Origin of the sequence: Micromonospora sp. WMMC250 (assembly GCF_027460215.1) — a bacterium.
In the GTDB taxonomy this organism is placed as follows: Bacteria; Actinomycetota; Actinomycetes; order Mycobacteriales; family Micromonosporaceae; genus Micromonospora; species Micromonospora taraxaci.
This window is the reverse complement of sequence record NZ_JAPZBJ010000002.1, coordinates 1,287,762-1,309,086: the sequence shown is the minus strand read 5'-3', so window position 1 is coordinate 1,309,086 and position 21,325 is coordinate 1,287,762. Positions and strand designations below refer to the sequence as shown.

Annotated in this window: 20 protein-coding genes; 10 read left to right on the top strand and 10 right to left on the bottom strand. The window is 71.4% G+C overall.

From position 1 onward, the window contains the following. The first annotated feature begins 387 nt into the window (after positions 1 to 387). The 3 genes from O3438_RS05560 (at position 388) to O3438_RS05550 (ending at position 3,056) form a co-directional block, all read left to right on the top strand. Positions 388 to 1,545, top strand: a complete 1,158-nt coding sequence (locus O3438_RS05560) for a hypothetical protein (protein ID WP_269678903.1) — start codon at positions 388 to 390, stop codon at positions 1,543 to 1,545. Positions 1,546 to 1,743: 198 nt separating this feature from the next. Then, on the top strand, positions 1,744 to 2,349 hold the full coding sequence (locus O3438_RS05555; protein WP_269678902.1) for a response regulator transcription factor: 606 nt from the start codon (positions 1,744 to 1,746) through the stop codon (positions 2,347 to 2,349). A 122-nt stretch (positions 2,350 to 2,471) separates the two neighbouring features. Next, complete coding sequence (locus O3438_RS05550; protein WP_269678901.1) at positions 2,472 to 3,056, top strand: response regulator transcription factor; 585 nt, start codon at positions 2,472 to 2,474, stop codon at positions 3,054 to 3,056. Between the two features lie 18 nt (positions 3,057 to 3,074). Here the strand turns inward: O3438_RS05550 and O3438_RS05545 are convergent, their stop codons facing one another. The 5 genes from O3438_RS05545 to O3438_RS05525 all read right to left on the bottom strand — a co-directional run bounded on the left by O3438_RS05545 (position 3,075) and on the right by O3438_RS05525 (position 10,261). Then, positions 3,075 to 4,835: an ATP-binding cassette domain-containing protein gene (locus O3438_RS05545; protein WP_269678900.1), complete on the bottom strand. Its 1,761-nt coding sequence runs from the start codon at positions 4,833 to 4,835 to the stop codon at positions 3,075 to 3,077. Then, positions 4,832 to 6,553, bottom strand: coding sequence for an ATP-binding cassette domain-containing protein (locus O3438_RS05540; RefSeq protein WP_269678899.1), 1,722 nt, complete (start codon positions 6,551 to 6,553; stop codon positions 4,832 to 4,834). The genes O3438_RS05545 and O3438_RS05540 overlap by 4 nt, the downstream gene beginning before the upstream one ends. A gap of 73 nt (positions 6,554 to 6,626) precedes the next feature. Then, positions 6,627 to 6,746 (bottom strand): SapB/AmfS family lanthipeptide, encoded by a 120-nt coding sequence (locus O3438_RS05535; protein ID WP_013734295.1) that lies wholly within the window; start codon positions 6,744 to 6,746, stop codon positions 6,627 to 6,629. A 6-nt stretch (positions 6,747 to 6,752) separates the two neighbouring features. After that, complete coding sequence (gene lanKC, locus O3438_RS05530; protein ID WP_269678898.1) at positions 6,753 to 9,341, bottom strand: class III lanthionine synthetase LanKC; 2,589 nt, start codon at positions 9,339 to 9,341, stop codon at positions 6,753 to 6,755. A gap of 137 nt (positions 9,342 to 9,478) precedes the next feature. Further along, the gene (locus tag O3438_RS05525) at positions 9,479 to 10,261 is read right to left on the bottom strand and encodes an alpha/beta fold hydrolase (protein WP_269678897.1); all 783 of its coding nucleotides are present in this window, start codon (positions 10,259 to 10,261) and stop codon (positions 9,479 to 9,481) included. Between the two features lie 155 nt (positions 10,262 to 10,416). Between O3438_RS05525 and zwf the strand changes: the two genes are divergently transcribed. The 4 genes from zwf to O3438_RS05505 all read left to right on the top strand — a co-directional run bounded on the left by zwf (position 10,417) and on the right by O3438_RS05505 (position 14,350). Continuing rightward, the gene (gene zwf / locus O3438_RS05520; RefSeq protein ID WP_269678896.1) at positions 10,417 to 11,796 is read left to right on the top strand and encodes a glucose-6-phosphate dehydrogenase; all 1,380 of its coding nucleotides are present in this window, start codon (positions 10,417 to 10,419) and stop codon (positions 11,794 to 11,796) included. A gap of 66 nt (positions 11,797 to 11,862) precedes the next feature. Continuing rightward, positions 11,863 to 12,693, top strand: a complete 831-nt coding sequence (locus tag O3438_RS05515; RefSeq protein ID WP_269678895.1) for a hypothetical protein — start codon at positions 11,863 to 11,865, stop codon at positions 12,691 to 12,693. A 128-nt stretch (positions 12,694 to 12,821) separates the two neighbouring features. After that, on the top strand, positions 12,822 to 14,228 hold the full coding sequence (locus O3438_RS05510) for an OFA family MFS transporter (protein ID WP_269678894.1): 1,407 nt from the start codon (positions 12,822 to 12,824) through the stop codon (positions 14,226 to 14,228). Then, positions 14,225 to 14,350, top strand: a complete 126-nt coding sequence (locus O3438_RS05505) for an MFS transporter small subunit (protein WP_269678893.1) — start codon at positions 14,225 to 14,227, stop codon at positions 14,348 to 14,350. Before O3438_RS05510 ends, O3438_RS05505 begins: the two co-directional genes overlap by 4 nt. 46 nt (positions 14,351 to 14,396) lie before the next feature. Here O3438_RS05505 and O3438_RS05500 read toward each other — a convergent pair whose 3' ends face one another. Further along, entirely contained in the window at positions 14,397 to 15,125 is a 729-nt protein-coding gene (locus O3438_RS05500; RefSeq protein ID WP_269678892.1) for an SDR family NAD(P)-dependent oxidoreductase, read from the bottom strand. Between the two features lie 215 nt (positions 15,126 to 15,340). Here O3438_RS05500 and O3438_RS05495 point away from each other — a divergent pair, with 215 nt between their 5' ends. Both O3438_RS05495 and O3438_RS05490 read left to right on the top strand, forming a co-directional pair. Then, positions 15,341 to 15,802, top strand: a complete 462-nt coding sequence (locus tag O3438_RS05495) for a peroxiredoxin (RefSeq protein ID WP_269678891.1) — start codon at positions 15,341 to 15,343, stop codon at positions 15,800 to 15,802. 83 nt (positions 15,803 to 15,885) lie between these two features. After that, positions 15,886 to 16,572 carry a hypothetical protein gene (locus O3438_RS05490; RefSeq protein WP_269678890.1) on the top strand — a complete coding sequence of 229 codons (687 nt, stop codon included), beginning with the start codon at positions 15,886 to 15,888 and terminating at the stop codon, positions 16,570 to 16,572. A gap of 6 nt (positions 16,573 to 16,578) precedes the next feature. Here the strand turns inward: O3438_RS05490 and O3438_RS05485 are convergent, their stop codons facing one another. Beyond that, a complete protein-coding gene (locus tag O3438_RS05485; RefSeq protein ID WP_269678889.1) occupies positions 16,579 to 17,031 on the bottom strand; it encodes a MarR family winged helix-turn-helix transcriptional regulator in 453 nt (150 codons plus the stop codon). Between the two features lie 95 nt (positions 17,032 to 17,126). Between O3438_RS05485 and O3438_RS05480 the strand changes: the two genes are divergently transcribed. After that, a complete protein-coding gene (locus O3438_RS05480) occupies positions 17,127 to 17,558 on the top strand; it encodes a MarR family winged helix-turn-helix transcriptional regulator (RefSeq protein ID WP_269678888.1) in 432 nt (143 codons plus the stop codon). 6 nt (positions 17,559 to 17,564) lie between these two features. On the opposite strand, the gene O3438_RS05475 is transcribed toward O3438_RS05480, so the two are convergent. The 3 genes from O3438_RS05475 to O3438_RS05465 all read right to left on the bottom strand — a co-directional run bounded on the left by O3438_RS05475 (position 17,565) and on the right by O3438_RS05465 (position 21,261). Then, entirely contained in the window at positions 17,565 to 18,737 is a 1,173-nt protein-coding gene (locus O3438_RS05475; protein ID WP_269678887.1) for a GNAT family N-acetyltransferase, read from the bottom strand. A gap of 98 nt (positions 18,738 to 18,835) precedes the next feature. After that, on the bottom strand, positions 18,836 to 19,834 hold the full coding sequence (cydB, locus tag O3438_RS05470) for a cytochrome d ubiquinol oxidase subunit II (protein WP_269678886.1): 999 nt from the start codon (positions 19,832 to 19,834) through the stop codon (positions 18,836 to 18,838). A gap of 14 nt (positions 19,835 to 19,848) precedes the next feature. After that, positions 19,849 to 21,261, bottom strand: a complete 1,413-nt coding sequence (locus O3438_RS05465) for a cytochrome ubiquinol oxidase subunit I (RefSeq protein WP_269678885.1) — start codon at positions 21,259 to 21,261, stop codon at positions 19,849 to 19,851. Positions 21,262 to 21,325 lie beyond the last annotated feature (64 nt).

Below are 21,325 nucleotides of genomic sequence, written 5' to 3'. Positions count from 1 at the left end.
GCCCGGGTGGTCTCAAGGTGCAGCGAGCGGGGTTTCGGACTTCCGGGTGCTCGCGCCAGGAGCCGTCGAAGGGCCCATCGAAACCGGGCGACCCGTCACGCGGTCCCGACCTGGTGCTCGTCGGCTGCGAGTGCCGCCGCGCTGAACGCCGCGCCGAGACGGCGAGCTCGCGCCGCGCGTCGTCAAGGCCCCCGACGCCGAAGCTTCGCGTGCGCGGGAACTGAGCCGTTCTCCCGGCTCGGCACTGTGGACTGACGGCGGGCGCGCCCGTTTGCCTCCGCACGGATGGGTGCGGCGACGGACGGTGATCAAAAGGTCGCGGGATGCGTTCCTGCGTTCACGTCGCTACGATGAGTCAGCAGTCCGAGGCGAAGGGATCGTGTCCGCGTGCATTGTCCCGTCAGTGGAACCGCGTCCACGTCCGCGCCGAGGCACAATTCCCTGCTCTCCCCCGGCCTGATCCGCACGCTCGCCCGACGGTGGGCGTTGATCCTGGCTGCCGTCGGGGCTGGTTTCGTCGTGGCCTTCCTGCTGCAGGACCCGGCCGCCGCGCACGGCCGTCACGACGGCGGCGAGCGTGGTCAGCAGGCCGGTGTTCTGGTCGAGCGGGTCGTCCGGTTGGGTCTGGGCGAGGCTCCCGAGCGGCGCCGTCAGCAGGTCACGGCCGTGGTCGAAGGTCGTCCCGACGCGCCGGCCCGCGTCAGCAGGGTCGTCTCCCCCGCCGATGTCCGCCCGCCGGTCGCGTCGTCGCGGCCCGACGCACATTCCTCCCGGTCGGCGCCGCTCCCCCGGGTCGACCAGGACGCGGTACGCGGCGCGGCGCGGCAGGCGAAGCGCCTGTCGGACCCTCCGGCAAAGACCGCCGTTGGCGCGCGTCTCCGCCCGGTGGATACGTCCGGCAAGGCTCCGATCGGCGTTGATGCCGTCCGGGATCCCCGCCTGGCAGTGCCGCCCGTGGTGACCTCCACTGTGGGGCTGGTCGCCGATCGGTCTTCGCACGTCGTACACGCTGTGCTCGGTCCGACGGTCGGGCCTGTCGTCGTGGTGCTCGGCCGGGTCGTCGATGTCGCTCTCGGCGAGGTGGTCGTTCCGGCGTCTGGGCGGCTACCCGCTCCGGCGCCGGTCCCGGCACCGGAGCGGCCGGTGCCGGGGTGCGTTCCCGTCGCGGTGTCCGACGCGGCGGGTCAGGCGGTGGCGGCGTCGCTGGTGCGACCGATCGTCGTTCCGGTACGTGTGGTGTCGCCACCGGCGGCGGAGGTGTTCGCCGGCGGGGCGGTGAGCGGGGCGGCGTCGGCTGCGCGCGGTGCCGGGTGGTCGGGTCTGACGCGTGCCAAGGTGGGCGGTCCGGTGTGGCCAGTGGCGCCGGCAGGCCCGGTGGCGCCGGCCGATCAGGATGCCGTCGGTGCCAGTGACAGGCCACCGCCGGGGCCGGGGGCGGGGTTCGCGGTGGCTCGGCCGTCGCCCGCCTGCTCCGCGCAGGTCTTCGATGTGGTGCCACTCGTGGTGGCGGCGGGCTTCCCGTCGGTGAGTGCGCGGCCTGGCTGACGTGGGCTGGATCGGTCGCGGGGTGGGTCTGTTGCGGCAGGTCGACCTGTGGGCCGGTCGGTGCCCGTGCCCGTCGGTAGGTGACGGCGGTGCGGGCCGATGCCTGTCCGTCTGTCGCGCGTGACCGGCTGTGCCGAACCCTGTGGGTTGTCCGGGGTGGGTGGCTGTCTGACGCGCATCTGAGATCGGAGAGACGTGGTGATCCACGTTGTTGTCGCCGAGGAAATGGGTTTGCTGCGCGGGGCGTTGAGTGCCGCGCTGTCGGGCGAGGAGGACCTGGAGGTTGTCGCTGACGTGGAGGGTGTCGGCGATGTGGTGAAGGTGGTGCGGCGGTACCGGCCGCAGGTGGTGGTGCTCGCGTTGACGCCGGATCTGCCTGATCCGGTGGAGGTGGTGACCCGCATCGGTGTGGAGGCGCCGGAGGTCGCTGTGTTGGCGATGAGTCCGCGGTGGAGTCCGGCGCTGGTGGAGGCGGCGTTGGCGGCCGGTGCGCGGGGTCTGGTCGGTAAGGATGGTTCGTTGCCGGAGTTGGTGCGGGCGATCCGTACGGTTGCCGCCGGGGAGCGGGCGCTCGATCCGAGTGCGGCGGCGGCGGTGTTGTGGCCGGCGGAGAGTCCGTTGACGCCGCGGGAGATGGACGTGCTGCGGATGGCTGCCGAGGGTCTGCCGTTGAAGGAGATCGCCGTTCGTCTGCATTTGGCGCATGGGACGGTGCGTAACCATCTGTCGGCGATCCTTGCGAAGACCGGTGCGCGTAACCGGTTGGAGGCGGTGTGGCGCGCGCGGTGTGACGGCTGGTTGTAGCCGTTGGCGGGGCGGGTTCGGTGGTGCGACCGGGCCCGCTCCCCCGCCGTGCGGATGGGTCGGATGCGTGTTTGAATGCTGACGATGGGTGATCGTTGTGGGGGTGCACGGGAAGGTTCGTGATGATCCGTACCCTGCTCGCGTTGGACAGTGCTCTGGTGTTGGGTGCGTTGTCGTTCGTCCTTGCTGCCGAGGACGACATCCGGGTGGTGGCGGAGGTGGACCGGGGTGACGCGGTCCCCGAGGCGGTGCGGGATGGGCGTCCCGACGTGGTGGTCGCTGATCTGGATTTCGTCGAGGGTGTCGAGGCGAGCCGTCTCGGTGAGTGTCCGGTGCTGGTGTTGGCTCATCCGCGGCGGGCGGGGCGGTTGCGTGGGATGCGGTGCGGGACGCGGATGATCGGCATCCTGCGCAGCGATGTCGCTCCGCAGCGGGTGGTCGAGGGGATACGTCTGCTGGCTCGGCGGGAGCCGGTGCTCGACGCGGACCTGGTGGTCGCGGCGCTGCACGCGGACGGTCCGTTGACCGACCGGGAGACGGAGGTGCTGGCGTTGACTGCGGAGGGGGCGCCGGTGGCGGAGGTCGCGGTGTCGCTGGGGTTGACCAGTGGGACGGTGCGCAACCATCTCGGTCGGATCGCCCGCAAGGTTGGTGCGCGTACGCGGGTGGAGGCGGTGCGGGTGGCGCGCGAGGCGGGTTGGATCTGAGCGGTGTGGGTGGTGGGTTCACCCGGGTCGCGTTGGTGTGGGCAGGGGTGGTGTGGTGCGCTCCTGCCAGTGGCCGACGAGCAGCCGGTAGGCCGTGGAGTGTTCCAGCAGGTGTTCGTGGGTGCCGGCCTGGGGTTCGGTGCCGTCGAGGACGAGTACCCGGTGGGCGCGGATCGCGGAGCTGATGCGGTGGGCGATGACGACCAGGGTGCCGGGTCGTCGGGCGAAGGCGTCTTCGACGGTTGCCTCCAGTGCCGGGTCCAGGTGGCAGGTGGCTTCGTCGAGGATCACCAGTGGGGCGGGTGCGAGCCAGGCTCGGACGGCGGCGATGAGTTGTCGTTCGCCGCTGGAGAGCACGGTTGGTGTGATGGGGGCGGTCAGGCCGCCCAGTCGGGTGGCCAGGGGGCGTGCGCCGAGTGTGTCGATGGCGTTTTCCAGGGTGTGGTCGTCGGCGTCGGGCCGTAGGTAGCGCAGGTTGTCGGCGAGTCGGCCGGTGAAGATGTACGCCTCCTGTGGGACCAGTACTCGTCTGGTGGCGAGGATGGTGGGTGCGGTGTCGGTGACCGGGTGGCCGGCGAGGTGGATCGTGCCGGTTTGTGGTGGTAGTAGGCCGGCGAGGAGGGCGGCGAGGGTGGATTTGCCCGCGCCGCTGGGGCCTACGACGGCGAGGTGGTCCCCGTGGTCGAGGGTCAGTGAGAGGTTGTCCAGGACAGGTCGGGCGTGTGGGCCGTAGCGGAAGGTCAGGTTGCGGATCTTGGCGGCCGGGGCGGGGTTGGTGGTCGACCGGGGTGGGGTGTGGGGCCTGGGCGGGTGGGTGGTGTCGGGTTCCGGGTAGGTGCGCAGGATGTTCTCCAGGGTCACCAGGTAGCGCAGTCCCCCGCCGCCGATGCCCTGGAGCAGGGTGTGCAGGGCTGGTTGCAGGCCGGTGGAGATGTAGATCAGCGCGCCCAGTACCGCGCCGGCGGTCAGGCCCTGTTCGACGAGCCAGGGTGCGGCGATCAGCAGGACGATCAGTGGGAGCCAGCCGCCGATGCCGAGGCTGAGGCTGCGGATCGCGGCCATGCGGGCGAGGGTGCGTTCGGCTGTGGCCTGCGCGGACACCTGATGGTCCACGTCGGTGGTGACGCGGGTCTGTGCGCCGCAGGCGAGGACGTCGCGGTGCGCGGTCAGGGCGGTGGCGGCGGAGTGGCTGAGGTGTTCGCCGGTGCGGACGTAGGTGCGTTGGTGCGTGATCATGGCGGGTAGTGCGGCGAGGAACACGGCCAGGCCGGCGGCCAGTGGCGCGGCGGCCAGTGCCGCGACGACGGGTGCCAGGGCGAGGAGTCCGAGGAGGGCCGCGCCGGCGGCGAAGAGGAAGCCTCGGGTGACCATGAGTAGGCCGGCGAAGGTGTCGCGGACGATCTCCAGTTGGTGGGTCAGGCGGGCCAGGGCGGCGTTGTCCGGGTGCGCGCCGGTTCGGGTGGCGTCGTGTAGCGCTCCCCGGACCATGCGGGTGGCGAGTTCGTCGCGGAAGGGTTCGACAACGGCGCCGAGGCACCGGTATGTGCGGCCGGTGGCCGCCGCGCCGAGCAGTACGGCGGCGGCGAGGGCGCCCAGCCAGGCCAGGCCGGTGGCGGGATGCCCGGCCAGGAAGCCGTCGTCGACGGCGCGGGCGACCAGGTAGCCGGAGAGTAGTGCGGGTATCGCTTCGACGAGTGACCAGCCGGCGAGCCGGGTCAGGTCCCGCCGGCGGGTCAGTGCGGCCCGCCAGGTGACCTGTCGTACGCCGGGGTGGGTCACGGCGTACTGCTGGTGGGCGTGAAGACGGCGCGGTATTCCGGGTCGGCCCAGAGGTGGTGGTGGGGTGCGAGGCCGCGTAGCCGGCCGGCGTGCAGCCAGGCGACCAGGTCGGCGGCTGCCGCGGTCGCGGCCCGGTGGGTGATCAGGAGTCGGGTGCGGTGGTCGGTTCGTGCGGTGGTCGCCTGGGTGATGCGGTGTTCGGTGGCGGTGTCCAGGTTGGAGGTGGCGTCATCGAGGATGAGTAGTCGGTCGGCGGTGAAGGCGCGGGCCAGGCCGAGGCGTTGGGTTTCGCCGCCGGACAGTGGTGTGTGGGCCAGTGGGGTGCGGTAGCCGTTAGGGAGTCGTTCGACGACGTCGGCTACGGCTGCGGCGCGGGTGGCGGCGAGGACGGCCGGTGTGGCCGGGGTCGGTTCGGGTGGTGGTGTCGCCGTCTGGGTCGGCAGTGCCAGGCCGATGGCGTCGTGGATGGTTGCGCCGATCAGGACGGGTCGGTCGAAGGCGTAGCCGACGGCGCGGCGCAGTGCGGCCGGGTCGAGGTGGCGTAGGGGTACGCCGTCGAGGTGAACGTCGCCGCTGTCGGGGTCGTGTAGTCGTCCGGCGACGGCGGCGAGGGTCGACTTGCCGGCGCCGGACGTGCCGACGACGGCGACGGTGGCGCCGGCGGGTACGTCCAGGTCGATGCGGTCCAGGATGGGGCGGCCGTCGTCGGTGTGCACGCTGACGGCGCGGAGTTGCAGTGTGCCGCCGCCGGGTGGCAGGGGTCGGGTGCCGGTGGGTGCGGCGGGTTGGGTGAGGACGTCGGCGATGCGGTGCGCGCCGGCGCGGCTGCGGACGAGGTGGTTGAGGGTGGCGAGGACGCCGCCGAGTCCGGCGCCGAGGGCGGCGTAGCGGATCGCGGCGACCAGTTGTCCTGGTGTGAGCCAGTTGGCGGTCAGGGCGTATCCGCCGACGGCGATGACGCTGAGGTGCAGCAGCGGTGCGACGGCGGCGGTGCGGGCGCTTGCCGTGGCCAGGAGTGTCCATCCGCGGTGGCCGTACCGGTTGAGTGTGGGGAGGGCGTCGAGGATTCGTTGCTGTTCGCGGTGGGTGGTGGCGGCGGCGGCGATGGTGCGGGCTCCGTTGAGTGACTCCAGGAGTCGACCGGCGATGCCGCCCAGGACCCGTTGGTAGTTCGCGGTCGCGGTGGAGGCGTCGGTGACGAAGGCTCGCATGAGGACGGTGAGGAGGCCCAGGCCGGCGAGGAGGGTGATCCCGAGTGCCGGGTGGATGATGGTGAGCGCGACGACGCTGCCCAGTGGTGGGAGGACTGCCACCGTGGCGAGGACGAGGGCGTTGCCGGCCTGTCCGGCGTCGGCGGCCTGGCTGACCAGTCGGCCGACGAGGTCGCCCACCGGGTGGCGGCGGGTGGCGCGGACGTCGAGGGCGAACAGGTGGCGGAGCAGGTGGCGGCGGAGCCCCGCGGTGGCGCGTGCCGCGCCGAGTCCGGTGGCCAGGTCGCTGAGGGTGTCGACGCAGATGAGGACGAGGACGAGGGCGCAGGCGGTCCACCAGCCGGAGCCGCCGGTGAGGGCGGTGTCGACGGCGTGGCCGAGGGCTGCGGGGAGCAGGAGTTCGGCGGTCGCGCCGAGCAGGGCGACCGCGGCGAGTGTGGCGGTCCAGCCGCCGCCGGCCAGGGCGGTGCGTCGGAGTAACCGGTCGCCCGTGTCGAACGCCGACATCGGTTCCCTCCCGGTGATGCGCGGTCGCCCTGGGTGGGTGTGTACCCGCCCAGGGCAACCGTGTGCGATTGGATCAGTTGCAGGTCGTGACGGAGAGCGAGCTGTCGCCGCAGAGCAGCAGGCTCGCCCGGCTACCGCCACCCGTGCGGTCGGCCGGAGCCATCTCCAGGCCCTGGAGGTCCAGAAGCGCCATGTCGTGTCACCTCCCTTCGCTTCGTCGGTGGAAAAGGTGCCCTCGTTGTGGCGAGGGGGTCGGTGCGCCCGTGAGGGGCGTGAGGAACGGCAGCGCCGGTGGTGTGTCGTGCTGGGCGCAGGCCAGCGCGAGCAGCACGCCGGCGGTGCCGGTGCCGAGGTCCATGGACAGGCGTAGCAGTTGCTCGCCGGGGAAGGCGGTGCCGCCGGCGTACGGCAGCGCGTGCCAGGTCAGCCGGTCCAGTTGCGCGGTGAGGTCGCGGCGGTCGGTGTCGTGGGGTGAGGCGGCGAGGTAGGTGATGATGCCGGCGCGGCCGGCGAAGAGTCCGGACTGGGCGTAGAACGGTGAGCGTGCCGCGCGGCGGATCCCCGCGCTCGCCTCGGTGAACTGGTCGTCGGCGCGGTGGCGTAGGTACTGGTCGATGACCAGTCCGATGCCGACGCTGCCGTTGGCCAGGTAGGGCATGGTCCGCCAGCCTTCGTTGACCTCCAGTGCGCCGTCTGGGCGTACCACGCAGCGGCGCAGGTCCTGCCGTAGTGCGGTGGCGGCGTGCCGGAGCAGGGTGTCGTCGCCGGTCAGTTCGTGCAGCCGCAGGGCCATCAGGGCCGCGCCGGTGCGTCCGCGGAGCAGCCCGGCGTACGGGTGGCGTCCGCCGCTGATGTCGGGGCCGGGGTCGTCGGCGAGTTGGTCGATGACGCGTTCGGCGGCCTGCCAGGCGGCGTCGCGCAGCGTCGTCTCGCCGGTGCGGGCGGCCAGGTCGGCGAGGTTGAGGGCGATCCCGGACAGTCCGCTGTGCAGGCTGTGGTCGAGCCCGTCGAGGGGTTCGCGGAGGCAGATGTCGAGGACGTCGAGGGCGTCCTGTCGGCGGCCGAGGTGTTCCAGGGCGTAGGCGACGCCGTGCAGGCCGTCGTAGAAGCCGCAGCGGGTGCCGGAGGGGGGTGCCGTTGCTCGCCGTACCAGCCATTGCTCGTGTTCGGGCTGCCGGTCGGCGCCGCTGGCGTGGAGGGCGTACAGGACGCCCGCCGCGCCGTGGGCGAGGTTGAGGCCGCCGGTGCGGAACTGTTCGATGTCGCCGGGGTAGAGCCGGTCGTCGCGTTCGGGGGTGGCGCTCGCGACGACCGCTGTGGTCAGTCGGTTCCGTGCGGTCGGCCAGTCGCCGAGGTGCACGTCGGGGGCGGTGGTGGCCGGTGTGTCCCCGGTGATCTCTCGAACGGCCGGGTCGAGGAACGACCGGGGCACCGGGAGGTTCGTGGCGATGATGTCGGCCAGGTGTGCCGCTTTGGCGGGGGCGAGGCGGACCAGTTGGGTCAGCGGCAGGAACAGCGCCAGTCGCAGGCAGGCCAGGGCGTAGCGGTCCACCGCGGGTCCGGTGCGGTCGCGTGGGGCCGCGAAGCCCTGGTTGCGTAGCCCGGGTCGGCGGTGTCCGGCGATGGGGGCGGCGACCTCGAAGTCGACGAGGGCGACCTGGTCGTCGGGGCGGATCATGATGTTGAACAGGTGCAGGTCGCCGTAGACCAGGCCGCGGTCGTGGATCGCCGTGATGAGGGAGTCGACCTGTTCGTAGACGTGTCGGGCCCAGCGGGTGTACGCCGTGCGGTCGTCGGGCGTCGCGTCGGCGTCGATGAGGGGGTACCTGTCGACGAGCGCCTTGTTCAGCGGTCGACCCTCGATGAATTCGAGCGCGAGGAAGTGGTGCTCGCCGAGGGTGAACTCGTCGTGGACGCGCGGGACCTGCGGTAGGTCGGCGAGTTGCCGCAGGGCCGTGGCCTCGCGGGCCAGCCGGGCGACGGCGTCGGTGCCGTCGGCGTCCAGGCCGGCGTGCGGTCGGGCTTCCTTGAGGACCACCTGGGTGTCGGTGCGCAGGTCCCGGCCGACGTAGAGTCCGCCGCCGTTGGAGAAGTGGATGACCCGGTCGATGCGGTAGGGCACCTCGTTGGTGTTGGTGTCGTTGCGGGCGGCCAGGTGGGGGCCGAGGAAGTCGGGCAGGGTGACCCAGGCCGGCAGGTGGAAGACGGGTTCGCGGCGGTCGGGCACGAGTGTGCCGGTGTCGTCCTCGATCGCCGGCACGACCTGGCCGTCCGGGGAGTGGCAGTAGCGGGCGGCGAAGCCCCCGTAGCGCACGTGGACCGGGCCGGTTCCGTAGCGCAGGTCGCTGAGGATGTACGGTCCGGGCTCGCTAGCCAGCAGTTCGTCGAGTTCCTTGCAGGTCAGCTCCAGTTCCGCGTCGTCGCGGGGGTAGACCGTGACGAACTTGCCGCTGGCGGCTCGGGCGGCGTACTTGGAGTTGCGCAGCAGCAGGGTGCGGGGTCCGCGCAGGAACTTGAAGGACAGCCCTCGGGGTACGCAGTAGTCGAAGACGGTGTCGAGGATCCGCTCGGCGTTGGCCAGCGTGGCCGAGATGTGGATCTTCCAGCCCTGTTGGGGCAGCGCGCCGCCGTCCGGGCCGTAGATCAGCCAGTCGTCGAGCGGTTCGCGGCGCCATCCGTGCGGCACCGGCCGGTCGGCGGCCGGGAAGGCGGGTTGCGCGACGGCACTGCCGAGCGAGTCGTAGAACAGTCGATCAGCGGCGCAGTAGCTGTCGTAGCGCTCGTCCACCGTCCCGCCTCCCGTCTCGAACCTGGCCGGCTGTCGTACCGGCGCTCTGGATCGAGTCTCGTGGACGGGACGGGGTGCCTCACAGTGCAGTTAGTCATGAGGTTCGATGCGTGGTGCACAGGTGTTCATGACAAAAGTCAGGTTTGGGTTCGCCGCAGCCAGTCCTGGACGTGCGCGCGCAGCAGGGCCGGTTGTTCGAAGGGCAGGTAGTGGCCGGCCTGGTCGACGCTGGTGTAGGTGCCACGGGGGTAGCGGCGCATGGCGTGGAACTGGCCGGCGTACCCGACTACGCCGTCCTGCCGGCCGGTGAGCACGCTGACGGGCCCGTGGAAGGGTGTGTCGACGTGCTCGTCCGGGAGCGCGTACCCGGGGCCGGAGCGCAGCGTCCGTTGGAAGGCCTCGTCGCCGGGGCCGCCGACGGTGAGGGCGGCGAGCACCGTGCTGACCACTGCCGGGGTGCGGTGGCCCAACGCGGCGTCGAGGTGTGCGCGAAGGTCGGTGGGGGCCTCGTCGAGCCAGCCGCCCGGTCCCGGCGCCGGGCGTTCCTCGGGCAGGGTGCGGCTGCTCGGCGCGATGGTGACACCGGGGCAGACGAGGAGCAGACCCCGGACGAGGTCGGGTCGGCGGCGGGCGATCCCGGCGGCGAGGTACGCCCCGTAGGAGGCGCCGGCCAGGAGGACGGGCGCGGCGACGTGGTCATCGAGCCACGCGCACACCATGTCCAGCACCGCCTGGGAGGTGGCCGGGCAGGTTGCCGGGGTGTCTCCGTGGCCGGGCAGGTCGAGGTACGTCTCGCGCAGGCCGGCGTCGGCGAGGGCGGGTGCCAGGGCGACGGCCGTGGCGACGCGGGTCATGCTGAACATCGGCAGGCAGATGATCTCCGGGCCGGTTCCCGGTGACTGGTCGAAGGCGAGGCGCATGGTCGAATTCTGCCTCCGGTGGTGGAGTGCGGCGTTCCCGGTGAATGCCTGTCGCTGTCGCCGACCTCACGTGCTCCTCTCGCGGGGAATTCTCGCGCTGGGCCGCGCGGTTGTCCGTTCGGAAGATCAGAATCAGATGATCGAATGGAAGTGCCATGCACATGCGCTCAGACGCGGTGGTGCTGTTCGGCGTTACCGGCGACCTCGTCTCGAAGAAGCTGTTCCCGGCGCTGTACGAGTTGACCCGCCGCGACCGCCTGGATGTCCCGGTGATCGGTGTGGCCCGCTCGCCCTGGGATAACCAGCAGCTCGTCACCATGGCCCGCAAGTCGGTGCTGGAGGCCAGCGACGAGATCGACGACGAGGCCTTCGACGGGCTGGCGGCCAACCTTTCGATGATCTCCGGCGACTACGCCGACCCGACGACGTACGAGCGTCTGGCCGAGCGTCTGCGCGACGCCGAGCGGCCCGTCTTCTACCTGGCGATCCCTCCGGCGGTGTTCTCCTCCGTCGTCGAGGGCCTCGCGGCGGTCGGGTTGGCCGACCGGGGCCGGGTGATCGTGGAGAAGCCGTTCGGGCGTGACCTGAAGTCGTCGCGTGAGCTGGATCGCACGCTGCGGTCGGCGTTCGACAGCGAGCGGGTGTTCCGCATCGACCACTACCTGGGCAAGGAGGCCGTCGAGGGTCTTTACGCCTTCCGGTTCGCGAACCGGTTGTTCGAGCCGTTGTGGAACAACGAGCACATCGACAACATCCAGGTGACCCTCGCGGAGGCGTTCGGCACGCAGGGTCGGGCCGGGTTCTACGACACGGTGGGCGCCACCCGGGACGTGTTGCAGAACCACATCCTGCAGGTCGTCGCGTTGATCGCGATGGAGGCGCCCGTCAGTGACGACACGACGGCGTTCCGGGAGGCGGAGGCGGCGGTGCTGCGGCAGATCGCGCCGCTGTCGCCGGAGTCCACGGTCCGGGGGCAGTACGCCGGCTACCGCGACGAGCCGGGCGTCGCCGCCGACTCCAACACCGAGACGTTCGTGGCGACCCGGTTGACCGTCGACTCCCCCCGCTGGTCGGGTGTGCCGTTCTACCTGCGCACGGGCAAGTCCCTGCCGGGGACGGCGACGGAGGTCGTGATCGAGTTCAAGCAGCCGCAGCGGTCGCTGATTCCGGCGGAACGGGGTACGGCGACCGCCGCGAACCTGTTGCGGTTCCGCCTCGGGCGTGGCGACGGGATCACGATGTCGATCCAGGCGAAGAGCCCCGGCGCCGAGGTCGCGAGTCGTCCGGTGGACCTGTCCGTCGACTTCGGGTCGGCGTTCGGTCGCCGCCAGGAGGCGTACGAGCGGTTGCTCGACGACGCGATGGACGGGCAGCACCTGCGGTTCGCCCGCGCGGAGACGATCGAGCAGGAGTGGCGCATCGTCGCGCCGATCCTGGACCTGCCGGCACCGGTGCTGTCGTACGACAAGGGCACCTGGGGGCCGGCGGACGCCGAGGCGCTCACCGGCGGCTGGCACGCCCCGGACCTGCGGTAGTGGCGCCGCTCACGGCGCCGGCATCGCCGGCGCCGGAGCGCGCCGCGTCCTGGCAGGGTGTGCCGAATGGCAACTGATGAGACGGTAGGCGCGCTCGCCGAGCTGGCCGAGGCCGAGTTCATGTTCCGGTACGAGTCGGGTGCGCCGGCCGACGTGCGGGACGCGCTCGGGATCCGGACGGCCAGGGTGGGCGGCGGGGTGGTGCTGTCGATGCGGCACGACCCGACGGGCTACTGGTCCAAGGCGCTCGGGTTCGGCGTCGACGAGCCGGTGACCGCCGACCTGATCGCCCAGGTGTGCGACGTCTACCGCGCCGAGGGCACGCCCAGCGCGGTCATCCAGATCGCCCCGGACCGGCTGCCGTCGGACTGGGACGAGATCTGCGCGCGGGAGAACATCACGGCGGGCGGCGTGTGGGTCAAGCTCGCTGGTGAGATCGACGCCCTGAAGCCCGGTGGCACCGACCTGCGGGTCGGTCCGGTCCCGGACGAGTCGGTGCCCGAGTGGGCGTCGGTGGTCCTGCGGTGTTTCGGGATGCCCGAGGAACACCTGGGGCCGATGCTGGCCGCGAGCGTCCGTGACCCCGGCTTCCGTCCGTTCGCCGCGTGGGACGGCACCGAGATGGTGGCGGCCGCGAACCTGTTCGTGCACGGCGAGGTCGGTTCGCTCAACACCGGCGCCACGATGCCGGCGCATCGGGGTCGGGGCGCGCAGTCGGGCCTGCTGGCGGCCCGGGTGGCAGCGGCCGCGGCGGCCGGTTGCCGGTGGGTCACCGGCGAGACGGGTCAGCCCGCGCAGGGTTCGTCGAACCCGTCGCTGGACAACATGCGCCGGCTGGGCATGAGCCCGCTGTACGAGCGGCGTAACTGGGTGTGGCGGGCGCAGCCCGCGGGCTGACAGCTGGTGTGGCTGAGTGACCGCTCAGCTCACGGTATCGACCACCCGGCGCTGCCGAGGTTTGCCGCTGGTGTGTGCGCGGGGCACGTTGTGGGCACGTCTCGTCCTCATCGGAGAGGAAGCAGCGCATGCTTTCCGCACTCGATCGTCGGCACACCATCGCGCCGCCCGGCTACAGCCGGTGGCTCATCCCCCCGGCGGCGTTGGCCATCCACCTCTGCATCGGCCAGGTCTACGCGACAAGCGTCTACAAGAACTCGCTGATCGCGCACTTCGACACCAGTCAGACCGCGATCGGGGTGATCTTCAGCATCGCGATCGTGATGCTGGGGTTGTCCGCCGCGGTCGCCGGGACCTGGGTGGAGGCGAACGGGCCGCGTAAGGCGATGTTCGTCTCGGCCTGCTTCTGGGCCACCGGCTTCCTGGTGGGTTCGGTGGGCATCGCCACGAAGCAACTGTGGTTGCTGTATCTGGGCTACGGCCTGCTCGGCGGCATCGGTCTGGGGATCGGCTACATCTCCCCGGTCTCCACGTTGATCAAGTGGTTCCCGGACCGGCCGGGCCTGGCCACCGGTCTGGCGATCATGGGCTTCGGTGGTGGGGCGATGGTCGCCTCTCCCCTGTCCCGGCAGCTCCTGTCGTTCTACGACCCCGGCTACGACCCGGCCAACGCCGGGTCGACGGCGTCGGGCAGCGCCCTGGTCTGGTTGTTCGTGACGCTCGGCCTCGGCTACTTCGTGATCATGATGTTCGGTGTGGCGAACGTGCGGGTGCCGGCCGAGGACTGGCGGCCGGCCGGCTTCGACCCCGCGAGCGTCGCGGCGAAACCGCTGGTGACCACGGCGAACGTGTCGGCGGCGAACGCGGTGAAGACCCGCTCGTTCTGGCTGCTGTGGGTGGTGCTGTTCTGCAACGTCACCGCCGGAATCGGCATCCTGGAGCAGGCCAGCCCGATGATCCAGGACTTCTTCCGGGACAACGGCACGTCCGCGGTGACCGTCGCGGCGGCCGGCGGGTTCGTGGGCCTGCTGTCGCTGTTCAACATGGCCGGCCGGTTCGTGTGGTCGTCCACGTCGGATGTCATCGGCCGCAAACCGATCTACCTGGTGTACCTGGGTGTCGGCATGGTGCTGTACGCGGCGCTGGCCCTCGTGGGGCAGACCGCCACGGCGCTGTTCGTGCTGTTGGCCTGCGTGATCCTGTCGTTCTACGGCGGTGGGTTCGCGACCGTGCCGGCGTACCTGCGGGACCTGTTCGGGACGTTCCAGGTCGGCGCGATCCACGGCCGGTTGCTGACCGCGTGGTCGGCGGCGGGGATCGCCGGTCCGCTGATCGTCAACGGGTTCCTCGACGCGCAGGGCAAGCCGGGCACGTTGACCGCGGCGGCGTACCGGCCGGCGCTGTTCACCATGGTGGGGGTCCTCGCGGTGGGCTTCGTGGCGAACCTGCTGGTGCGGCCGGTGCCGCAGCGCTACCACGAGCCGGCGGGGAACGTGGACGAGCCGAAGACCGAGCAGAGGAGTGGGACGCGATGAGCGACGACAGCCGTAACGGGCAGCAGGCCCGGTTGTGGATCTCCTGGTTGGTGGTGGCGGTGCTGCTCGGCTACGGGGTGGCGCAGACCGTCATCACGGCGGCGAAACTGTTCACCCACTGAGAGCGGTGAACGGAGAGCGGTGAGCCGGGACGCGCGGCGTCCCGGCTCACAGGCCGCCGGACACCCGCAGGACCGTGCCGGTGGCGTAGGAGGCGTCCGGGCCGAGCAGCCAGGCGATGGCGGCGGCGATCTCGTCGGGTTCGCCGGCACGGCCCAGCGGGATGCGGCCGACAGCCGAGTCGGGACGGTCGGGCACGCCGGAGTCGGCGTGGATGTCGGTACGCACGATGCCGGGCGCGACGGCGTTGACCCGGATGCCCTTCGGGGCGAGTTCCTTGGCCAGACCGACGGTGAGGGTGTCGGTGGCGGCCTTCACCGCGGCGTAGTGCACGTACTCCCCCGGGCTGCCGAGGGTCGCGGCGGCCGAGGAGACGTTGACGATCGCGCCGCCGTCGGTCAGCCGGCGGGCGGCCTGCTGCGCGCACAGGACGTAACCGACGAGGTTGACGTCGACGACCCGGCGCAGGTCCTCGACGCGCAGCTCGGTGAAGGGTCCGATGAGGCTGGTGACGCCGGCGTTGTTGACCAGGCCGGTGAGCGGGCCGAGCTGTGCTGCGGCGTCGAACAGCTCGGCGACCTGGTCGGGGTCGGTGGTGTCGGCGCGTACCGCGATGGCCTGCGCTCCGGCCGCGCGCAGGTCGGCCAGGACGGTAGCGGCGGCGGCCTCGTCGCGGCGGTAGCACAGGGCGACGTGGTGACCGGCGGCGGCGAGACGGCGGGCGGTGGCCGCGCCGATGCCGCGACCGCCGCCGGTGATGACGGTGACCGGTGCCACGGTGCCTCCAGGTCTGTCGGAGCAGGACGCGCCGACGCTACCGTGACCGGCGCGCTCCGGTCGTCGAGAGGAGGGTCACACGCGACGCGCGTCGGTGCTCGGCGGCGGGCGGGTGACCGGCGTGGTTGGTGCGGTGGCCGACGAGGTGTCGGCACTCGGGGGGTGATCGCTTACGCTCTGCGCGCGTTCGGTGGATCGGACAACGGAGGTGCGCGGTGGCGGGTGTGGGTGTCGGCGACGTGGTGCAGGACTTCGAGCTGCCCGATGAGACAGGCGCGCCGCGGCGGCTGTCGGAGTTCCTGGCCGCCGGGCCGGTGGTGCTGTTCTTCTACCCGGGGGCGATGACGCGGGGGTGCACCGCGGAGAGCTGCCACTTCCGAGACCTCGGGGCGGAGTTCACGGCGCTGGGCGCGTCGCGGGTGGGCATCAGCCGGGACCCGGTGGCCAAGCAGGCGGAGTTCTCGAAGATGCACGGGTTCGACTATCCGCTGCTGTCCGATGAGGACGGCACTGTGGCGCGGCAGTTCGGGGTGAAGCGGCGGGTGCCGCTGGGGGCGTTGAGCACGAAGCGGATGACGTTCGTGATCGGTGCCGACCGGCGGATCATCGAGGTGATCCACAGCGAGGTCAGCATGAACGACCACGCGGATCGGGCGCTGCGGGCGTTGGGCGGCTGAAGGGCCACGGGCCCTGTGCGGCGGGTGTCGCAGCCGGCTGGTATCAAGACAGAAATCAAACAGGTGTACGGAAGAGGGTTGTGATGGATGCCGGCCAGGGTTTGTCCACTGACGAGGTGCAGAGCATCCGGGAGGCGTTGGCGGCCGGGCGTAAACCACGGGTGGTGTTCACCGCCTCGGCGGGGCAGATCGCCGGCCAGGTCGGTCAGGTGATCGAGCTGACCGACCCGGAGGTGTCCGACGAGTTCGTGGTGGTGCGGTTCGGCCGCGACGAGTTGCCGTTCTCCCCCGCCGACCTGGCGGTGGCGCCCAAGGGCGCCGGCCGTCGGGTGGTTCCGGAGCCGAAACCGGAGCCCGAGCAGGAGCCCGCGCCCGTGGTGACGCCGGAGTTCGTGTTGGACACGCCGCGGGTGCCCGCGCAGCGACAGGAGGAGCCGAAGGTGGAGCAGACGGAGAAGCCGCCGGCGCGGCGGGCGGTCAAGGCCGTCAAGCCGAAGGGGCCCGCGGGTCTCACCGTGACGTTGGCGTACGCCGACGGTGAGTGGACCGTCGCCGCGCAGCAGGGCAGCAAGGCCCTCGCCAAGCCGTACGTGGTGAAGCCGGCCGAGGCGTTGAAGATGGTGGCGCTGGTCGACGTCCCCGGGGTGCAGGAGGCGGTGGAGCAGATCCTCGCCTCCGAGCGGGCCGAGGCGGAGCAGCAGGCCGAGAAGCTGCGCGCCGAGCTGGCCGAGATCGAGGCGCGTCTGGCGGAGCTGCGCGAGGCCCGCTGAGGGTGTTCAGCGCCGGGCGTGGTGCTCCAGCAGCCTGGTGAGCAGGCGGGTCAGCTGGTCGCGTTCGGCGGCGGACAGCGGGGCAAGCAGGTCGTCCTGGACCCGGCCGACGGTGTCGCCCATCCGGTGGGCCTCGTCGGCGCCGGCGTCGGTGAGGCTGATGACGTTGCGGCGGCGGTCGGCCGGGTCGGGGGCGCGTACGACGAGCCCTCGACCGGCCAGGTCGTTGACGGCGGCCACGACGTCGCTGCGGTCGATGCCGCAACGTCGGCCCAGGTCGGCCTGGCTGGCGGGGCCGTCCTCGGCCAGCGCGGCGAGCAGCCGGTAGTGGTAGCCGCGCAGGTCGTGCGCGGCGAAGCCCTCGCTGAGCAGGCGGGTGGCGTGGGCGGCGGCCTGGTTGAGCAGCCAGGTCGGGGCGGTGCGGAGCCCGGCGGGTGACTGCGGGGCGGTCGACTCCATGGCGGCAGCCTAACAGGGATCGTTGGTGTGACCCACGATCCGTGTTATGTTGGCTGCACCAACGTTGGTGTGACCAACGTTCAGAAGGAGGCGTCATGTCCACCGTTCCCACCCTCAACGGCCAGGTCATCGGCCAGGCTCACTACGCCACCCGGGCCCTGCTGGAGCGCGCCGTCGCGCCGCTCGGGCTCAGTTTCGGCCAGGTCCTCGCGCTCAACGCCCTCGCCGGCGGGCCGGTCGAACGCGATCACCTCACGCAGCGGATCACCAGCACCCTCAAGGTCGACGCGCCCGCCGTGCACGAGGTGATCGCCGGACTCGTCGACGCGCACCTCGTGCGGGACGACACCGACGGCGCACGGATCCGGCTCACCGACACCGGTCACGCGGCGCAGGCCCGCGTCACGGACGCCGTCTCCGGCATCACCGCCCGCCTCTACGCGGACATCCCCGCCGACGAGGCGAGCGCCGCCGCCCGGGTGCTCACACTGGTCACCCAACGCGCGAACGCCGAACTGGCGGCCTGACACCGGTCAGAAGTAGTCGATCACCTGTGCCGGGCCGCCCGCGCCCAACAGGTCCAGGGCGTCCGGCGCGACACCGACGGCGCGCAGCAGGCCCGACTGCGCGACCGACCGGGCGCTGGCCGCCCCGGTGTACAGCAACGCGAAACCCCGAACGTCCAGCCGCAGATCCGCCTCGCCGTCGACACGGATCAGCTCGGCGGCGCCGTCGGCGACAGCCAACCGCCAGGTGCCGGTGTTCCACTCGGCGAGCGGATCGGTGAGGCTGAAGTCCACGAAGCCCCGGACATGAGCCGGCCACCCACGGGCGCCCACCGCCCGGGCGACGTCGACCGGTCGGTGCATCCACAGATCCCGTTCGTGCTCGCGGGCGGACTCCAACGGCAGGCAGGTGCTCACCGCGTCGCCGTCGAGCGGACACAGTCGCAGGGTCGGCGCGACGCTCGCCCAACTGGCCAGCACCCCGACAAGTTCCCGGGCGGCCTCCGCGGTGACCGCCAGGGCCTCGTCGACAGTGAGCACCGAGTCGGCACCGTAACCGCGGCCCCGCTGCCAGGTGGCGTAGGCGACCAGTTCGCCGCCGACCTCGACGAGGGTGAGCCCGTCGCCGGGCAGGGCCGGGTCGGCGGCGTCGAACAGCTCACCCTGGCGGGTCAGCAGCCCGTTGCGGTGCCGGGTGACCCGCTCGTACAGGGCGGCGACGGCCGGCAGGTCGGCCACGGTGCCGGCACGCACCGCGAACCGCGGGTCGGGGCGGTGCCGGGGCAACACGGCGGTGGCCAGGTCAACGGTCCGCAGCACGCCGGCGGTCTCCCACCCGCAGGCCCGGTACGGGGCGGCGACGGTCGGGTAGAGCGCGCTGACGGCCGCACCGCGCTCACGGGCGCCGCGCAGCAGGGCGGTGAGCATGGCACGAGCCACTCCCCGACCACGGGCCTCGGGGGCGACCGCCACACCCGCCACGTCGGCGGCCGGCACCGCCCGCCCCGACCACCACTGGCCGTGGTGCAGGTCGACGGCCTTGCCGACGAGCCGCCCGGCGTCGTCGAACGCGCCGTAGCGCGTCAACCCGGGCACGACGACCCTCGTGCTCGCCGCTCGTTCCGAGGTGTTGCCGAACGCGAACCGGCCCAGTTCCCAGGCGGCGTCGAGGTCGTCGGCGGTGAGTTCGCGTACGTGCATCGGCACACCGTAGCGGCGGACGCCGGGTGTGATCGACTCGATTTCGCCGACGTGGCGGTATCCCGGGGTGCGGATACCGCCACGTCGGCGAGGTGCGGTCAGTGCTGCGGGATGTTGGCCACGCCGATGCGCTTGCGGAACACCCAGTACGTCCAGCCCTGGTAGGCCAGCACCACCGGCGTGAAGATCACCGCCACCCAGGTCATGATCTTCAGGGTGTACGGGGTGGACGCGGCGTTGGTGGCCGTCAACGTGCCGGCCGCGTCCAGGGTGGAGGGCAGCACGTTCGGGAACAGCGCCGCGAACAGGGTCGCCACGGCCAGGCCGATCGCCACGGCCGTGCCGGCGAACGCCCAGCCCTCCCGGCGTACCCGGGCGGCGGCCAGGCCACCGAGCAGGGCGAGGGCCGCGCCGACGGCGAGCACGACGGCGGCCGTGCTGGAACGGATGCTCAACGTCCAGGTCAGGAAACCCACCGCGAGGACGGCGGCCCCGACGCCCAGGCGTACCGCGAGCGCGCCCGCACGCTCGCGGATGTCGCCGGTGGTCTTCAGGGCGAGGAACACCGCGCCGTGGGTGAGGAACAGCGCCAGGGTGGTCACGCCACCCAGCAGGGCGTACGGGTGCAGCAGGTCGATCAGGCCGCCGACGTACTCGTGGTCGGCGTCCAGTGGCACCCCGCGCAGGATGTTGGCGAAGGCGACGCCCCACAGGAACGCCGGCAGCAGCGAACCGACGACGATCGCGGTGTCCCAGCGGCGCTTCCAGGACGCCTCGGGGCGCTTGTGCCGGTATTCGAAGGCGACACCCCGGGCGATCAGGGCCAGCAGGATCAGCAGCAGCGGCAGGTAGAAGCCGGAGAAGAGGGTGGCATACCACTCGGGGAACGCGGCGAACATCGCGCCACCGGCGGTGATCAACCACACCTCGTTGCCGTCCCAGACCGGGCCGATGGTGTTGATCAGGACGCGGCGTTCCCGGTCGTCACGGCCCAGGACGGGCAGCAGCATGCCGACGCCGAAGTCGAAGCCCTCCAGGATGAAGTACCCGGTGAACAGCACGGCGACGAGGAGAAACCAGATGGTGGTCAGTTCCACGATGGGCTCCGGGATCAGTAGGCGAAGGCGAGCGGGCGCTCGGCGTCGTCGGCGTCGTCGGTGGCGGGTTGTTCGCTGACGTCGGGTACGCCGGCCCTGGCGTAGCGCAGCAGCAACTTGACCTCGATGACGGCGAGGGTGGCGTAGATCAGCGTGAACGCGGTGAACGAGGTGAGCACCTCGGCCAACGAGACGCTGCGGGACACCCCGTTGCGGGTGAGCATCTCGCCGAAGACGATCCACGGCTGGCGGCCCATCTCGGTGAAGATCCAGCCGAACGAGTTGGCCAGCAGCGGCAGCACCGGCATGGCCAGGCCGGCGCGCAGCAGCCACTTACTGCTCGGGGTACGGCCCTTGCGTTGGCTCCAGAGCACCAGCAGGGCGATCGCGCCGGCGGCCATCCCGAAGGCGATCATGAAGCGGAAGCTCCAGTAGGTGACCGGGATGATCGGGGTGTAGCTGCCCGCGCCGTACTGGGAGGCGTACTGGGCCTGCAGGTCGTTGATGCCGTGCACGGTGCCGTGTGGGTCGCCCGTGCCCAGGTACGACAGCAGGTACGGGATCTTGAGGGCGAACACCTCGCGGCTGCCGTCGAGGCTGCCGATGGTGAGCACGGAGAACGAGGCGGGGCTCTCGGTGGTGTAGAGGCCCTCGGCGGCGGCCATCTTCATCGGCTGCACCTCAGTCATGATCTTGCCCTGGATGTCGCCGGTGAACAGCACGGCGGCGGAGGCGACCAGGACCACCCAGGAGCCGAACTTCGTGGCGAAGCGGTAGGCGCCGGTGTCGGCGGAGTCGCGGTTGCGGATCACGTGGTACAGCCCGACGGCCACGACCAGCGAGCCGGCGACCAGGAACGAGCCGGCCAGGGTGTGCGGGAAGGTGATCAGTGCGACCTTGTTGGTCAGCACGGCCGGGAAGTCGGTCAGCTCGGCGCGCCCGCTGTCGGGGTTGATGCGGTAGCCGACCGGGTTCTGCATGAACGAGTTCGCGGCGAGGATGAAGTACGCGGAGAGGTTGGTGCCGATCGCGGCGGCCCAGATGCTGGCCAGGTGCGCCCGCTTGGGCAGCCGGTCCCAGCCGAAGATCCACAGGCCGATGAAGGTGGATTCGAGGAAGAACGCGACGAGTGCCTCGATGGCCAGTGGCGCGCCGAAGATGTCGCCGACGAAGCGGGAGTAGTCGCTCCAGTTCATGCCGAACTGGAATTCCTGCACGATGCCGGTGACCACACCCATCGCAAAGTTGATCAGGAACAGCTTGCCGTAGAACTTGGTGAGCTTGAGGTAGCGCTCGTTGCCGGTGCGGTGCCACAGCGTCTGCAGGATGGCGACCAGCACGGACAGGCCGATGGTCAGTGGCACGAAGAGAAAGTGGTAGACGGTGGTGACACCGAACTGCCAGCGGGCGACGTCCAACGCGTCCACCTGAAACCCCCAACCATCCGTACTACGAGACGTAGTAAATACTACTGCTTGTCGTAGAGAGATG

Bases quoted from the DNA above. Each gene is read 5' to 3' on its own strand.
- O3438_RS05550 (WP_269678901.1), top strand. From the start codon at position 2,472: ATGATCCGTACCCTGCTCGCGTTGGACAGTGCTCTGGTGTTGGGTGCG.
- O3438_RS05540 (WP_269678899.1), bottom strand. From the start codon at position 6,553: ATGTCGGCGTTCGACACGGGCGACCGGTTACTCCGACGCACCGCCCTG.
- O3438_RS05535 (WP_013734295.1), bottom strand. From the start codon at position 6,746: ATGGCGCTTCTGGACCTCCAGGGCCTGGAGATGGCTCCGGCCGACCGC.
- O3438_RS05525 (WP_269678897.1), bottom strand. From the start codon at position 10,261: ATGCGCCTCGCCTTCGACCAGTCACCGGGAACCGGCCCGGAGATCATC.
- zwf (WP_269678896.1), top strand. From the start codon at position 10,417: ATGCACATGCGCTCAGACGCGGTGGTGCTGTTCGGCGTTACCGGCGAC.
- O3438_RS05515 (WP_269678895.1), top strand. From the start codon at position 11,863: ATGGCAACTGATGAGACGGTAGGCGCGCTCGCCGAGCTGGCCGAGGCC.
- O3438_RS05510 (WP_269678894.1), top strand. From the start codon at position 12,822: ATGCTTTCCGCACTCGATCGTCGGCACACCATCGCGCCGCCCGGCTAC.
- O3438_RS05505 (WP_269678893.1), top strand. From the start codon at position 14,225: ATGAGCGACGACAGCCGTAACGGGCAGCAGGCCCGGTTGTGGATCTCC.
- O3438_RS05490 (WP_269678890.1), top strand. From the start codon at position 15,886: ATGGATGCCGGCCAGGGTTTGTCCACTGACGAGGTGCAGAGCATCCGG.
- O3438_RS05485 (WP_269678889.1), bottom strand. From the start codon at position 17,031: ATGGAGTCGACCGCCCCGCAGTCACCCGCCGGGCTCCGCACCGCCCCG.
- O3438_RS05480 (WP_269678888.1), top strand. From the start codon at position 17,127: ATGTCCACCGTTCCCACCCTCAACGGCCAGGTCATCGGCCAGGCTCAC.
- O3438_RS05475 (WP_269678887.1), bottom strand. From the start codon at position 18,737: ATGCACGTACGCGAACTCACCGCCGACGACCTCGACGCCGCCTGGGAA.